This is a genomic window from Streptomyces sp. NPDC001415, from assembly GCF_053597395.1.
Map to the genome: position 1 here is coordinate 13,537 of NZ_JBSFIE010000026.1, position 13,333 is coordinate 26,869.

A 13,333-nucleotide genomic window follows, 5' to 3' on the forward strand; every position below is an offset into this window, starting at 1 on the left:
GGCCGGGGTGTGGCTAGGCCACCGAACCGATGCGCCCCACCGGCTTGTCCTTGCCGTCGTGGTGGATCGGGGTGTGGGCGCCGGTCAGCGAGACGCCGCTGCCGCCGCGCCGGTTGGCGACTATTTCCGCGGCGATCGACAGGGCGGTCTCCTCGGGCGTACGGGCGCCGAGGTCGAGGCCGATCGGGGAGCGCAGGCGGTTGAGTTCGAGTTCGGTGACGCCCACGTCGCGCAGCCGCTCGTTGCGGTCCAGGTGGGTGCGGCGCGAGCCCATCGCGCCGACGTAGGCGACCGGCAGTTTCAGCGCGGTCTCCAGGAGCGGGATGTCGAACTTGGCGTCGTGGGTCAGGACGCACAGGACCGTGCGGGAGTCGGTAGTGGTGCGCTCCAGGTACTTGTGCGGCCACTCCACGACGATCTCGTCCGCCTCGGGGAAGCGGGTCTTCGTCGCGAAGACGGGCCGGGCGTCGCACACGGTGACGTGGTAGTTCAGGAACTTGCCGACCCTGACCAGGGCGGAAGCGAAGTCGATGGCGCCGAAGACGATCATCCGGGGGGCCGGGACGCTCGATTCGACCAGGATCGTGAGCGGCTGGCCGCACAGGCGGCCGTCGGCGCCGAGCGAGAGCGTGCCGGTGCGGCCCGCGTCCAGCATGGCGGCGGCCTCGTCGGCCACGGCGCGGTCCAGCTCGGGGTGTCCGCCGAGCGCGCCTTCGTGGGTGCCGTCCGGGTGCACGAGCAGGGCGCGGCCCATGAGCTCGGAGGGGCCGTCGGTGATCCGGGCGACGGCGGCGGCCTCGCCGCGCGCGGCGGTGGCGAGGGCGGCCGCGAACACCTCACGGGCGGGCGAGGTGGTGCGGACCGGGGTGACGAGTATGTCGATGACACCGCCGCAGGTCAGGCCGACCGCGAAGGCGTCCTCGTCGCTGTAGCCGAAGCGCTCCAGGACGGTTTCGCCGTCGTCGAGCGCCTGCTGGCAGAGTTCGTAGACAGCGCCCTCCACACATCCTCCGGAGACCGAGCCGATCGCCGTGCCGTCGCTGTCGACGGCGAGGGCGGCCCCCGGCTGCCGGGGCGCGCTGCCGCCGACGGCCACCACGGTGGCCACGGCGAACTCGCGTCCCTGCTCGACCCACCGGTTCAGCTCTTCGGCGATGTCCAGCATGTTCGGTCTCCTTACGGATGTGTGGAGGGCGTCAGCGGCGCTGCCGCTACTTGACGCCGAGCCAGCTCTCGATGGGATGGAGGGCGAAGTAGATGGTGAAGACGGCTGTCAGGGCCCACATGAACCCGCCGATCTCGCGCCACTTGCCCTGTGCTGCCTTGATCACGGTGTAGGCGACGACGCCCGCGCCGACACCGGCGGTGATGTTGTACGTGAACGGCATCAGCGCCACGGTGAGGAACACCGGGATGGAGACCGAACGGTCGCTCCAGTCCACGTGCTTGGCGGCGCTCATCATCATCGAGCCGATGACGACGAGGGCGGCGGAGGCGACCTGGGCCGGCACCAGCTGGGTGACCGGGGTGAAGAAGAGGCAGGCCGCGAAGAAGAGGCCGGTGACGACCGAGGAGAGGCCGGTACGGGCGCCCTCACCGGCGCCGGAGGCGGACTCGATGAACACGGTCTGGCCGGAGGCGCCGGTGACGCCGCCGATCGCGCCGCCCGCACCGTCGATGAACAGTGCCTTGGACAGGCCGGGCATGCGGCCCTTGTCGTCGGCGAGCTTGGCCTCCTGGCCGACGCCGATGATGGTGGCCATCGCGTCGAAGAAGCCGGCGAGCACCAGGGTGAAGACGATCATGCCGACGCCGATGGCGCCGATGGAACTCCAGCCGCCGAACTCGACGTGGCCGAAGAGGCCGAAGTCGGGTGTGGAGACCGCGCTGCCGCTGAGGCCGGGGGCGGTGCCGCCCCAGTCCGCGTCGGTCAGGCCGGCGACCTTGGTGACCACGAAGGCCAGGACGCTGCCGGAGACGATGCCGATCAGGATCGCGCCGGGCACCTTGCGGGCCTGGAGGGCGAAGATCAGCAGCAGGGTGATGGCGAAGAAGAAGACGGGCCAGCCGACGAGCTGTCCGGTGGCGCCGAGGGTGACCGGCGGTCCGTGCTCGGGGCCCTTGCCCACGAATCCGGCCTTCACGAGGCCGAGCAGGGCGACGAACATGCCGATGCCCATGGTGATCGCGTGCTTGAGCGCCAGCGGGATGGCGTTCATGATCATCTCGCGGAGGCCGGTGACGACCAGCAGCATGATCACGACGCCGTACATGACACACATGCCCATGGCCTGCGGCCACGTCATGTTCGGGACCACCTGGGTGGTCAGGGCCGCGGAGACGTTCAGTCCGGCGGCGAGCGCGAGCGGGACCTTGCCGATGAAGCCCATCAGCAGGGTGCTGGCCGCGGCAGCGACCGCGGTGGCGGTGACCAGGCCCGCGTGGCCCAGCGTGTGCTTGTCGACATCGGGCGTCGAGAGGATCAGCGGGTTGAGCAGGAGGATGTAACACATCGCCATGAAGGTGGTGATGCCGCCGCGCACTTCCTGCGCGAACGTGGATCCTCGCTCGGATATGTGAAAGTACCGGTCGAGCCAAGACCTGCCGGCCTGGGGACGGGAGCCGGAGCCCGCGTCCTCAGCGGTGGTCTTCGGCTCCACAGACTGCTGGGTCATGGTGCCTACTCCCAAGGTTCACAGGGGCACCCGCATAAGACTTGAGTCCTCAGGTCAGACAAGCTGCGGGATTTGGGATGGTGCGTGGGCTGCACGACCCGGGGGACGGCCCGAGACGAACGGTGTCTGCTCCTGCCGGGGTACCGGGACCGGTACCGCAGTGCAGATGGCTACGGGTGTTGCTGGTGTGACTCGGTTTTGCTGGTGGTGCTGGTACTGCGGGTGTTGCCGGTTACTGCGAGGACCGCGAGCGGTGCGGTACTTGATTGCTCCGGGCGGTGCGGGCGACGGAATTGTGACGTTCCTGGGAGGCACGCACCGCCCGGAGGGATCTGGGGATCCCCGGGGTGGGATCAGGCGCCGGTGCCCGTGAGGTGCTCGGGGCGGACCGGGGTCTTGTTGAGCTCCAGACCGGTCGCCGCCCGGATCGCCGCGAGGACGGCCGGGGTGGACGAGAGGGTCGGGGCCTCGCCGAGACCGCGCAGGCCGTACGGCGCGTTCGGGTCGGCGAGCTCCAGGACGTCGACCGGGATGGTCGGGGTGTCCAGGATCGTCGGGATCAGGTAGTCCGTGAAGGAGGGGTTGCGCACCTTCGCGGTCTTCGGGTCCACGATGATCTCTTCCATCACCGCGACGCCGAGGCCCTGGGTGGTACCACCCTGGATCTGGCCGACGACGGAGAGCATGTTGAGCGCCTTGCCGACGTCCTGGGCGGTGGCCAGCTCGACGACCTTGACGAGGCCGAGCTCGGTGTCCACCTCGACCACCGCGCGGTGCGCGGCGAACGTGTACTGGACGTGGCCGTTGCCCTGGCCGGTGACGAGGTCGAAGGCCTGGGTCGGGCGGTGCCGGAACTCCAGCTCGACGTCGATCTCCTCGCCCTCCAGGACGTCCGCCAGGTCGGCGAGGACCTCGCCGCCGTCGGTGACGACCTTGCCGCCTTCGAGCAGCAGCTCGGCGGTGGCCCAGGCGGGGTGGTAGGAGCCGAACTTGCGGCGGCCGATCTCCAGGGCCTTGGCGCGGACGGCCTCGCAGGTGTTCTTCACCGCGCCACCGGTCATGTACGTCTGCCGGGAGGCGGACGTGGAACCGGCGGAGCCGACCTGGGTGTCGGCCGGGTGGATGGTCACCTGCGTGACGCCCAGCTCCGTACGGGCGATCTGGGCGTGCACGGTGACACCGCCCTGGCCGACCTCCGCCATGGCCGTGTGGACCATCGCGACGGGCTCGCCGTTGATGACCTCCAGGCGCACCCGGGCGGTCGAGTAGTCGTCGAAGCCCTCGGAGAAGCCGACGTTCTTGATGCCGACCGCGTAGCCGACGCCCCGTACGACACCCTCGCCGTGCGTGGTGTTGGACAGGCCGCCCGGCAGGGCGCGCACATCGGCGGCCTCTCCCGCCGCGAGCCACTGCTGCTCGGGCGGCATCGGGCGGGCCTTGACCCGGCGGAGCAGCTCGGCGACCGGGGCCGGCGAGTCCACGACCTGGCCGGTCGGCATGATCGTGCCCTGCTCCATGGCGTTGAGCTGGCGGAACTCGACCGGGTCCATGCCCAGCTTCGCCGCGAGCTTGTCCATCTGGGCCTCGTAGGCGAAGCATGCCTGGACGGCGCCGAAGCCGCGCATCGCGCCGCAGGGCGGGTTGTTCGTGTAGAGCGCGATCGCCTCGATGTCGACGTCGTCGACGACGTAGGGGCCGACGGAGAGCGAGGAGGCGTTGCCGACGACCGCCGGGGAGGCCGACGCGTAGGCGCCGCCGTCCAGGACGATCTTGCACTTCATGTGCGTGAGCTTGCCGTCCTTGGTGGCGCCGTGCTCGTAGTGGAGCTTCGCCGGGTGGCGGTGCACGTGGCCGAAGAAGGACTCGAACCGGTTGTAGACGATCTTGACCGGCTTGCCCGTGCGCAGCGCCAGGAGGCAGGCGTGGATCTGCATCGAGATGTCCTCGCGGCCGCCGAAGGCACCGCCGACGCCCGAAAGCGTCATGCGGACCTTCTCCGGCGGCAGGCCCAGGACCGGGGCGATCTGCTGGAGGTCCGAGTGCAGCCACTGGGTGGCTACGTACAGGTCGACGCCGCCGTCCTCGGCGGGCACGGCGAGGCCGGACTCCGGGCCGAGGAAGGCCTGGTCCTGCATGCCGAAGGTGTACTCGCCCTCGACGATCACGTCGGCGCGCTTGCGCGCCTCCTCCACGTTGCCGCGGATGATCGGCTGGCGGTGCACGATGTTGGGGTGCGGGACGTGACCGGCGTGGTGGTCGTCGCGGCCCTCGTGGATCAGCGGCGCGTCGGCGGCGAGGGCGGAGGCCTCGTCCGTGACGACCGGCAGTTCCTTGTAGTCGATCTTGATCTTGGCGGCCGCGCGGCGGGCGGTCTCCGGGTGGTCGGCGGCCACGAGGGCGACCGGCTCACCGTGGTGGCGGACCCGGCCGTGGGCCAGGACGGGGGTGTCCTGGATTTCGAGGCCGTAGTTCTTCATCTTGGCCGGCAGGTCGTCGTAGGTGAGCACGGCGTAGACGCCGGGCATCGCGACGGCCTCGGAGATGTCGATGTTCTCGATCTCGGCGTGGGCCACGGTGGAGCGGAGCGTCTGGCCCCACAGCATGTCCTCGTGCCACATGTCCGAGGAGTACGCGAACTCACCGGTCACCTTGAGGGTGCCGTCCGGGCGGAGCGTCGACTCGCCGATGCCGCCCTTGGTGTGGTTCTGGGTGACGTTGGTGGGCGTACCGGCCGGAGTGGTGCGGGTGTTCTGCGCCATGATCAGACCGCCTCTTCCTGACGGGCGGCCGCGAGGCGGACCGCGTCGAGGATCTTCTCGTAACCGGTGCAGCGGCACAGGTTGCCGGAGAGCGCCTCGCGGATGTCCGCGTCGGACGGCTCGGAGTTGCGCTCCAGGAGCTCGTCGGCGGCGACCAGGAGACCCGGGGTGCAGAAACCGCACTGCACGGCGCCGGCGTCGATGAACGCCTGCTGGATCGGCGAGAGCGCGCCCGCCTCTCCAGTCTGACCGTCCTGGGGCTTGGCCTGCCACCGCTTGGCGGCGTCGACGGACGTACCGCAGGAACCGGAGGCGCAGGCGCCGCCGGGGTGGGCGTCGGTGCGGTGGGCGGCGTAGTCGGCCAGGCCCTCCACGGTGACGACCTCGCGGCCCTCGACCTGACCGGCCGCGACCAGACACGAACACACCGGAACACCGTCGAGGCGGACCGTGCAGGAACCGCACTCGCCCTGCTCACAGGCGTTCTTCGAACCCGGAAGACCCATGCGCTCGCGCAGGACGTAGAGAAGGCTCTCGCCCTCCCACACGTCGTCGGCCTCCTGCTTACGGCCATTGACCGTGAAATTGACGCGCATGGTTATGCAGCTCCTTCAAGGGTGCGGCCGTTGTCGCCGCGGTACGTCTCCCAGGTCCACATCAGCGTGCGGCGCGCCATGACGCCGACGGCGTGACGGCGGTAGTTCGCGGTGCCGCGTACGTCGTCGATCGGGTTGCAGGCACCCGAGGCGAGCGTGGCGAACTGCTTCGCGACCGAGGGGGTGATGATCTTGCCGCTGTCCCAGAAGCCGCCCTCTTCGAGCGCCGCGTTCAGGAACTCCTCGGCCGCCTTCGCCCGGATGGGGGTCGGAGCGGCCGAGCCGATGCCGGTGCGGACCGTACGGGTCTCGGGGTGCAGCGCCAGGCCGAACGCGCAGACCGCGATGACCATGGCGTTGCGGGTGCCGACCTTGGAGAACTGCTGGGGGCCGTCCGCCTTGGGGATGTGGATGGCCTTGATCAGCTCGTCCGCCTCAAGAGCGTTGCGCTTGACGCCCTTGTAGAACTCGTCGATCGGAATCAGCCGCACGCCGCGCGCCTGCGACTCGACCTCGACGTCCGCGCCGGAGGACAGCAGCGCCGGGTGCGCGTCACCGGCCGGCGAGGCGCAGCCGAGGTTGCCGCCGACGCCGCCGCGGTTGCGGATCTGCGGGGAGGCGACGGTGTGCGAGGCGAGCGCCAGACCCGGCAGCTCCACCCGCAGGTTCTCCATGATCTTGGTGTACGGGACGGAGGGTCCGAGCCGGACGCTGTCCTCCCCGACCTCCCACTGGGCCAACTCGCCGATGCGGTTCAGGTCCAGGAGGTACTCGGGCCGCCGGTGGTCGAAGTTGATCTCGACCATCACATCGGTGCCACCCGCAATGGGCACAGCGGTGGGGTGCTCTGCCTTGGCGGCGAGCGCCTCCTCCCAGCTGGCGGGGCGAAGGAAGTCCATGAGTGGCTCTCTTCCGATTCTCAAATTCGGGGTCGTTCGCGCGGGTCCCGGGGACGGCAGGCCCTCGACATCTCAGTCGTTCATGTGCTGTTAACGCGGTGTGGAATCAGTACACAAGCCCCGATCCCTCGGGTGCAGTCACCGAAACCATGAAGGAGTTGGCTGGTCTCCGCTCACGTCTTGTAGATTCGTATGAAAGGCGGTGCTCGTTTACCTCACCGCTTTCCAACGGCAACATCAAGACAGATCGGCGGCGACACGCGATGCGGCTGCGCGCACTTCTGGAAACCGACGCGCTGGGGCTGCGGCTGCTCGGCGGCGAGGACGAGCTGGACCGCACGGTGCGGGGAGTAATGACCACTGACCTGCGGGATCCGAGCCGCTACCTCACGGGTGGCGAGCTGGTCCTGACGGGTCTCGCCTGGCGCCGGGACGCCGAAGATTCCGAGCCATTCGTACGCATCCTCGCGAGTGCCGGCGTGGCGGGCCTGGCGGCCGGCGAAGCCGAGCTCGGCGCCATCCCCGACGATCTCGTGTTGGCTTGTTCTCGTCACCGCCTCCCGCTGTTCGCGGTGAACGAGTCGGTCGCCTTCGCAACCATCACCGAGCACGTCGTACGGCAGGTCTCGGGCGAGCGTGCGGGCGACCTCGCGGCCGTCGTGGACCGCCATCGCAGGCTGATGACGTCAGGTCCTGCGGGCGGCGGCCCCGAGGTGGTCCTCGACCTGCTCGGCTCGGACCTCGACCTGCGGGCTTGGGTGCTTTCTCCGACCGGCCGCCAGATCGCGGGGGCCGGCGACGCGCTGACCCCGGCGGTCGGCGCCGCGCTGGCCGCCGAGCACCTGGCCGCGACCCGCACCGGCCGCCGTGGCCCGCACCGGGCCTCCGTCGAGGGCGCGACCTACTCGCTGTTCCCGATCCGCAACAACGGGCGGGGCGCCGCGCCCGCCGCCCGCGACGTGCGCGAGACGGTGCTTTCGGACTGGCTGCTCGCCGTCGAGGCCGACGCGAGCGACTGGCCGGCCGCCCGGCTCGACCTGCTCCAGGGCGTCACCCAGCTCATCGCGGTCGAGCGCGACCGGCGCGACGCGGCCCGTTCGGTGCGCCGCCGGCTCGCCCAGGAGGTCCTGGAGCTGGTGCAGACCGGCGCCGCGCCCGCCGAGATCGCGGCCCGGCTCAGAGTCGCGGCCCCGGTGCTGCTGCCGGGGCTCGGCTCGGCGCCGCACTGGCAGGTCGTGGTGGCCCGGGTCGACTGGGAGCGCGACTCCGGTGCGGAGATCGAGGGCGGCCCGGTCGCCCAGTCCCTCCTGGAGGAGATCCTGGTCGACCCCGCGGTGGTCGGCCCCGAGTCCTCCGACCGGATCGCGGTGGCCCACGCGGGCGACGAGGCGATCGCGCTCGTGCCGCTGCCCGCGGTCACGCCCGAGGGCGCCGAGGACGGCCTGCACGCCGACGCGCTCCTGGCCGCCGTACGCACCCCGCTCTCGGCGGGCCTCGCCGACGACGGCCGCCTGACACTGGGTGTCAGCGCCGCGGTGCACTCCGCCGAGGGGCTGCGCGGCGCCCTGGAGGAGGCCCGGCACGCCCGCCGGGTCGCCGCCGCCCGCCCCGGCCGGGTGTGCGCGGCCGGCCACCACGAGCTGGCCTCGCACGTGCTGCTGCTCCCGTTCGTGCCGGACGACGTGCGGCGCGCCTTCACCGCCCGGCTGCTCGACCCGCTGCGCGACTACGACCGGCGCCACCGGGCCGAACTCATCCCGACCCTGGAGGCCTTCCTCGACTGCGACGGCTCCTGGACGCGGTGCGCCACACGGCTGCACCTGCACGTCAACACATTGCGCTACCGGGTGGGCAGGATCGAGCAGTTGACGGCCCGTGACCTGTCCAGGCTTGAGGACAAGCTGGACTTCTTCCTGGCGCTCCGGATGAGCTGAGAGCCTGTGTCCGGCCCCCGCCCGGACCCGCGGCAGTCGATCCCGGACAGCGTCGGACGATTGTGAACTCATTCACGCACCCCCCTTGGCCCGGCGTGCCATTCCGTGTTGAGATGCGGATCTACTCAGCAGCTCGATGGCGCGCTCGGGGAGGGCAACGTGGCGCATACCGCCATGTCTGGTTCCGGAACGACTGCAGATGACGGGGATCCGCTCCAGACCGCGGTATGGCGGCTGCGCTCGCGCGGCTGCTGGACGGACGCCGCCGCTCTGCTCGAACCGCATGCGGGCGCGGCGGCCGGCGCGCTCCAGCGCACCGCCCTGCTGACCGAGCGCTGCGTCTACACCGAATCCGGCTGGGCGGAGGCCGACGAGGCGCTGCGCGGCGCCGAGGCCGTCGCCCGCAGCGACGAGGAGCGCGGCGCCGCCGCCTGCGAGCGCGGCTATCTCGCGTACGCCTCAACGCTGTTCGGGGTACGGGACCGGGCGGACGAGGCGCGTTCCGCCCTCGGCCGGGCCGCCGCCCTGACCGCGCCCACGGGACGCGGCCGGGCGCTACTCGACTTCCGGCGCGGGCTGCTCGCCGAGAACGTGGCCGACGCGCCGCAGGCCGCCCGCGCCGCCTACCGCCGCGCCCACGAGGGTGCCGCGGCCCACGGCGACACCCTGCTGCTCTCCTTCACCTGGCGCCATCTGGCCGGACTCGCCCTGCGCGACGGCGAGTTGGCGGAGGCGCGGCACGGCTTCACCGAGTCCCTGCGCATCCGCGAGGAGCTCGGCTACCTCATCGGCACGGCTCCCGCGCTGGCGGCGCTCGCCGACACCGAGGAGGAGCCGGTCTCGACCCGGCTGCGCACGGAGGCGGCCCGCCTCGTCCGCCTCCTCGGCGTCCCCACGTGGCTTGCGGCCCATCTGGGGGCCGCGCCGCCCCGGCCCGCCGCGACCTGACGTTCCGCCAGGTCCACTTCAGCTGCCCGAACGCGCGTCGTCCATCAGGGCGTTGAGGTGGCTCCAGGCGTGCTGGGCGTACCCCCACAGGGTGGCTCGGACATCGGGGTGATCGGCTAGGTAGACGACGGCCGCGATCAGGATGACGAGCTGGATCAGGCTGGTGGCGCGGCCCGAGGAGCCGCGCCGCGCCGAGTTCTGGGCGAGCCGGTGCGCGTCCCGTCCCCGCTCGGACGCGCGCCGAGCCGCATCTGCGGCCTGCCGGCTCTGCCACTGCTGCTGTTGCATCCACGGATCCGGCATGACGCCCCCCGACGTGCGGTACTTCCAAGTACCGGCTGGGACGCGGCAGTTGACGGTCCGGGTTCCTCGCGGTGTGAGCTGTTGCACAGCGCGGACGCGGCCGTGACGGGCCGGGGTCCAGCGGCACGCCCGTTCAGCGGCGCAGCCCTTCAGCGCGCACCCTCAGAGCGCCGAGCCCGTGAAGTGTTCCCGTACGAGGGACTGGACGACCGGCAGGTTCTGGGCGCACAGGGCGTCCAGGAGGGCCAGGTGTTCGGCCGCGTCGGCGACCAGGTCCGCGCGGCGCGCGACCGGCGCGGCGGTCAGCGGCCACTGGGCGCGCCGGTGCAGATCGTCGGCGACCTGGACGAGCTGCTGGTTGCCCGCCAGGGCGAGGACCGCGCGGTGGAAGGCACGGTCGCACTCGGCATAGCCGGCCCGGTCGCCGGTCGCGGCGGCCTCGGTGGTGGCCTCGGCGAGCGGGCGCAGCTCGGCCCAGCGGGCCGCCGGAACCGTACGGGCCAGGCGCAGCATCACCGGGACCTCGATCATGGCGCGCACCTCGGCGAGCTCCGCGAGCTCGCGCGCGCTGCGCTCGGTGACGCGGAAGCCCCGGTTCGGCACGACCTCGACGGCGCCCTCGATGCTGAGCTGCTGCATCGCCTCACGCACAGGGGTCGCGGAGACCCCGAACCGCTCGCCTAGCGCCGGTGCCGAATACACCTCGCCCGGCACGAGATCGCCGTCGACCAGGGCGGTGCGTAGCGCGGCCAGGATCTGGCCGCGCACCGAGTGGCGGTGGATGGTGCGGGGGGCCGGCGGCTCGCTGTGGGTGTGCTCACCGCGCACCTCACCGAGGCTCTCGCCGCCCTTGCCCTGGCCGGGAACGCGAGGTGGCCCGTACGGAGGCACCACGGCCTCGCGCGCCCTGCCCTGTTCCACCCGGCCTCCTACGGCTCCACCTGCCCCACACAGACCATAGGCGGACAAAGCGCGAGTTCAAACATCGCTCTCATCCGCTAAGGTAAGCCTTACCTGTTAACGATCGTGATTCGGTGGTCCCGCATGACCGTCTCCGCCTTGCTGCCCAGCCCCGCGCCGAGCCCCGTCGCGGACTCCTACGCCCGCCTGGCCGAGGTCTTTCCCGGGCTGGGAATCACGGAGCTGGCCGGCACCGAGCGGGCTCCGGGCGGTGCGGGCTGGGTCGGCGCGGCGGAGCTCGCGGCGGGCGGCACCGCCCTCGACGCGTTCCTGGCCTGGGACAACGCCCAGGTCGTACGGGACTACGGGCACCAGGCCCGCCCCGATGTCATCGCCTCGTTCGGCTTCCACCGCTACGCCTGGCCCGTCTGCCTCCTCGTGACGGTGCCGTGGTTTCTGCACCGCCGGGTGCCGCGGGTGCCGGTCGACGACGTGTCCTTCCAGCGGACGCTCGGTCAACTCGCCGTACGGGTAAGGGAGTTCGCCTGCCTGCCGGACGACCCGGCGGCCGAACTCCCCGGCGCCCGCGTCGTACCGGACGAAGAGGCGCTGCGCGGCGAGGTGCGGGCGGCGGTGGCCGAGCACGTCGGGCCGGTGCTCGACGGGTTCGGCCCGCGCATGCGGCGCGGCAAGCGGGCGCTGTGGGGCATGGCGACGGACGAGGTCGTCGAGGGGCTCTGGTACATCGGCTCACTGCTCGGCGAGGAGCCGCGCGCGATGGCCGAGCTCGACGCGCTGCTCCCCGGCACCGCCAAGCCGTATGTGGGCACCCCCGGGTTCCGGGAGCTGACCGCGCCCGACGGGCGGCGCCTGCCGACCCGAGACCGGGCGAGCTGCTGCTTCTTCTACACCGTGCGCCCCGAGGACACCTGCGTGACCTGTCCGCGCACCTGCGACGCCGACCGCGTCCAGAGGCTCAGCGCCGCCTCCTGAGAGCCCGTGACCGAGCCGGACAGGGTTCGGACACCGGCTCCGCGTCCACGCCACCCGTCCGGGTGAGCGCCAGTCGAACTCAACTCGCGCGCCGGGCACGGAAGTTCGATCGAATCCCCCCTATCCGACTGCCGTCGCCAGTTGTTGGCGCCCTCTTGCCCCGAAAGCCCCTGCCGCCCCGTACGGCAGGAGCAGTATGGCGGCCGATACGCCCTACGCGATGCAAGGGACACCGCATGCGACTGACCGACATATCGCTGGACTGGCTGCTTCCGGGCAGCGTGATGATCGTGGGGGTCGTCGTGGCTCTGGTAGTGCTCGCGCGCGGCAAGCGCGCCGGTGACAACGCCGCCGGCGACGACTCCTGGGAGCGCAGTGAGGAGCGCCGCAGAAGGAAGGAGGCGGTGTACGGCACCGCTTCCTATGTGCTCCTGTTCTGCTGTGCGGCGGTCGCCGCCGCGCTCTCCTTCCACGGCCTGGTCGGCTTCGGCCGGCAGAACCTCAATCTGACGGACGGCTGGCAGTACCTGGTCCCGTTCGGCCTCGACGGCGCGGCCATGTTCTGCTCCGTACTCGCGGTGCGCGAGGCCAGCCACGGCGACGCCGCGCTCGGCTCGCGGCTCCTCGTGTGGACGTTCGCGGGCGCCGCGGCCTGGTTCAACTGGGTGCACGCGCCGCGCGGCATGGACCACGCGGGCGCCCCGCAGTTCTTCGCCGGGATGTCGCTGTCGGCGGCGGTGCTCTTCGACCGCGCGCTGAAGCAGACCCGCCGGGCGGCCCTGCGCGAGCAGGGCCTGGTGCCGCGACCCCTGCCGCAGATCCGGATCGTACGGTGGCTGCGGGCCCCCAGGGAGACCTTCGGCGCCTGGTCGCTGATGCTCCTGGAGGGCGTACGCACCCTGGACGAGGCGGTCGAAGAGGTGCGCGAGGACAAGCGGGCCAAGGAGGAGAACAAGCTCCGCAGGCGCGACCAGGAGAAGCTCGACCGGGCGCACTTCAAGGCGCTCAGCCGGCAGAACCGGGCCTGGGGGCGCGGCAGGAGCGGCGGCCGCCAGGTCGACGTCCAGGGAATCGGCGCCGGCCAAGGCTCCGCGCAGCCCAAGGCTGTCGCGGAGCCGGCCATAGCAGAGCAAGGACCGCTGCCCCTGCGTACCCGGCCCTCCCTCGCGGCCATCGGGACCGCTGAGTCCTCGGCCGCCAGGACCGTGGACCTCACCGCCGAGGACGACACCCAGGCGCTGCCCCGGCTCGACTCCCTGGAGCGCAAGCTCAAGGATCTTGAGCAGCAGTTCGGCTAGCCGCCGGGCACGCGCCAGTGCCTGAGCG

The 13,333-nt window shown here is 71.6% G+C and carries 11 protein-coding genes; 4 read left to right on the plus strand and 7 right to left on the minus strand.

From position 1 onward, the window contains the following. Positions 1-13: 13 nt before the first annotated feature. The 5 genes from ACWC2B_RS27930 to ACWC2B_RS27950 form a co-directional block, all read right to left on the minus strand. Complete coding sequence (locus ACWC2B_RS27930) at positions 14-1,165, minus strand: XdhC family protein (protein ID WP_450721272.1); 1,152 nt, start codon at positions 1,163-1,165, stop codon at positions 14-16. Positions 1,166-1,211: 46 nt separating this feature from the next. Further along, positions 1,212-2,675 (minus strand): NCS2 family permease, encoded by a 1,464-nt coding sequence (locus ACWC2B_RS27935; RefSeq protein WP_450721274.1) that lies wholly within the window; start codon positions 2,673-2,675, stop codon positions 1,212-1,214. Positions 2,676-3,028: 353 nt separating this feature from the next. Beyond that, on the minus strand, positions 3,029-5,434 hold the full coding sequence (pucD, locus tag ACWC2B_RS27940; protein ID WP_450721276.1) for a xanthine dehydrogenase subunit D: 2,406 nt from the start codon (positions 5,432-5,434) through the stop codon (positions 3,029-3,031). A 2-nt stretch (positions 5,435-5,436) separates the two neighbouring features. After that, on the minus strand, positions 5,437-6,030 hold the full coding sequence (locus ACWC2B_RS27945; RefSeq protein ID WP_450721278.1) for a (2Fe-2S)-binding protein: 594 nt from the start codon (positions 6,028-6,030) through the stop codon (positions 5,437-5,439). 2 nt (positions 6,031-6,032) lie between these two features. Further along, positions 6,033-6,929 (minus strand): FAD binding domain-containing protein, encoded by an 897-nt coding sequence (locus ACWC2B_RS27950; protein ID WP_450721280.1) that lies wholly within the window; start codon positions 6,927-6,929, stop codon positions 6,033-6,035. Between the two features lie 263 nt (positions 6,930-7,192). Between ACWC2B_RS27950 and ACWC2B_RS27955 the strand changes: the two genes are divergently transcribed. Together ACWC2B_RS27955 and ACWC2B_RS27960 are read left to right on the plus strand one after the other, a co-directional pair. Then, complete coding sequence (locus tag ACWC2B_RS27955) at positions 7,193-8,863, plus strand: PucR family transcriptional regulator (RefSeq protein ID WP_450721282.1); 1,671 nt, start codon at positions 7,193-7,195, stop codon at positions 8,861-8,863. Positions 8,864-9,037: 174 nt separating this feature from the next. After that, on the plus strand, positions 9,038-9,811 hold the full coding sequence (locus ACWC2B_RS27960) for a hypothetical protein (RefSeq protein WP_450721284.1): 774 nt from the start codon (positions 9,038-9,040) through the stop codon (positions 9,809-9,811). An 18-nt stretch (positions 9,812-9,829) separates the two neighbouring features. Here ACWC2B_RS27960 and ACWC2B_RS27965 read toward each other — a convergent pair whose 3' ends face one another. After that, complete coding sequence (locus ACWC2B_RS27965; protein ID WP_450721286.1) at positions 9,830-10,099, minus strand: hypothetical protein; 270 nt, start codon at positions 10,097-10,099, stop codon at positions 9,830-9,832. Between the two features lie 177 nt (positions 10,100-10,276). Then, the gene (locus ACWC2B_RS27970) at positions 10,277-11,035 is read right to left on the minus strand and encodes a GntR family transcriptional regulator (RefSeq protein ID WP_450721288.1); all 759 of its coding nucleotides are present in this window, start codon (positions 11,033-11,035) and stop codon (positions 10,277-10,279) included. A gap of 123 nt (positions 11,036-11,158) precedes the next feature. On the opposite strand from ACWC2B_RS27970, the gene ACWC2B_RS27975 reads away from it, so the two are divergent. Continuing rightward, positions 11,159-12,007 (plus strand): (2Fe-2S)-binding protein, encoded by an 849-nt coding sequence (locus ACWC2B_RS27975; protein ID WP_450721290.1) that lies wholly within the window; start codon positions 11,159-11,161, stop codon positions 12,005-12,007. Between the two features lie 236 nt (positions 12,008-12,243). Next, on the plus strand, positions 12,244-13,305 hold the full coding sequence (locus ACWC2B_RS27980) for a DUF2637 domain-containing protein (protein ID WP_450721292.1): 1,062 nt from the start codon (positions 12,244-12,246) through the stop codon (positions 13,303-13,305). Positions 13,306-13,333: the final 28 nt, after the last annotated feature.

Excerpts from the sequence above, each read along its gene's own strand:
- ACWC2B_RS27960 (WP_450721284.1), top strand. The coding sequence starts at position 9,038 with ATGTCTGGTTCCGGAACGACTGCAGATGACGGGGATCCGCTCCAGACC.
- ACWC2B_RS27950 (WP_450721280.1), bottom strand. The coding sequence starts at position 6,929 with ATGGACTTCCTTCGCCCCGCCAGCTGGGAGGAGGCGCTCGCCGCCAAG.
- ACWC2B_RS27945 (WP_450721278.1), bottom strand. The coding sequence starts at position 6,030 with ATGCGCGTCAATTTCACGGTCAATGGCCGTAAGCAGGAGGCCGACGAC.
- ACWC2B_RS27930 (WP_450721272.1), bottom strand. The coding sequence starts at position 1,165 with ATGCTGGACATCGCCGAAGAGCTGAACCGGTGGGTCGAGCAGGGACGC.
- ACWC2B_RS27975 (WP_450721290.1), top strand. The coding sequence starts at position 11,159 with ATGACCGTCTCCGCCTTGCTGCCCAGCCCCGCGCCGAGCCCCGTCGCG.
- ACWC2B_RS27935 (WP_450721274.1), bottom strand. The coding sequence starts at position 2,675 with ATGACCCAGCAGTCTGTGGAGCCGAAGACCACCGCTGAGGACGCGGGC.
- pucD (WP_450721276.1), bottom strand. The coding sequence starts at position 5,434 with ATGGCGCAGAACACCCGCACCACTCCGGCCGGTACGCCCACCAACGTC.
- ACWC2B_RS27965 (WP_450721286.1), bottom strand. The coding sequence starts at position 10,099 with ATGCAACAGCAGCAGTGGCAGAGCCGGCAGGCCGCAGATGCGGCTCGG.
- ACWC2B_RS27980 (WP_450721292.1), top strand. The coding sequence starts at position 12,244 with ATGCGACTGACCGACATATCGCTGGACTGGCTGCTTCCGGGCAGCGTG.
- ACWC2B_RS27955 (WP_450721282.1), top strand. The coding sequence starts at position 7,193 with ATGCGGCTGCGCGCACTTCTGGAAACCGACGCGCTGGGGCTGCGGCTG.